The 235-nt window shown below is 45.1% G+C and carries 1 protein-coding gene; it reads left to right on the forward strand.

Annotation, left to right across the window (positions count from 1 at the left end; genetic code table 11):
* The coding region (locus tag AAEZ06_RS28280; protein ID WP_350617525.1) for a hypothetical protein at positions 1 to 235 on the forward strand (235 nt) is incomplete at both ends.

Genomic DNA, 235 nt, shown 5'->3' on the forward strand with positions numbered 1-235 from the left:
GTACTACGCTCTGGGTTCTGAGCGTCTTCATGAGAATTTTGATACTGACTTTAAAAAACAGCTTGTTGAACCTTTAGAGGCACTTTTTGGCGCGTTCGATGTCATTGACATGCCTGATGTTTCCGTTCTCGCTATTAGCAACTTACTCTTCCCTGAACAGAATGCTTTACAACTGACCGAGGCACGCCTGCCAGGGGATTTGTTGATGATCGGTAATATCGATCCGACAGAAACC

This window comes from Pseudomonas sp. HY7a-MNA-CIBAN-0227 (assembly GCF_040310325.1).
Lineage (GTDB): Bacteria > Pseudomonadota > Gammaproteobacteria > Pseudomonadales > Pseudomonadaceae > Aquipseudomonas.